General features: G+C 70.6%; 1 protein-coding gene. It reads right to left on the minus strand.

Annotated features, from left to right (window positions below):
- A partial coding sequence (locus tag G5A07_RS21705) for a penicillin-binding transpeptidase domain-containing protein (RefSeq protein WP_262405913.1) occupies positions 1 to 238 on the minus strand: 238 nt, incomplete at both ends.

Genomic DNA, 238 nt, shown 5'->3' on the forward strand with positions numbered 1-238 from the left:
TTCTGCTTGATCGCCACCACCTGGGCGGTACCGCTCTTGCCGGCGATCAGGTAGGCCGAGGTGGCGCCAACCTTGCGCGCCGTGCCGCGGGCGCCATGCACCACCTGCTGCATGCCGTAGTCGACGCGGTCCCAGTTGGCCGGGTCGCGCAGCACGATGTCGGGCATCGGGTCGGGGTCGACCGGCGGCTGGCCGTCGATGGTCTTGGCCAGGTGCGGGCGGATCCAGTGGCCCTTGT

Origin of the sequence: Stenotrophomonas sp. AS012628 (assembly GCF_010608305.1) — a bacterium.
Lineage (GTDB): Bacteria > Pseudomonadota > Gammaproteobacteria > Xanthomonadales > Xanthomonadaceae > Stenotrophomonas > Stenotrophomonas geniculata.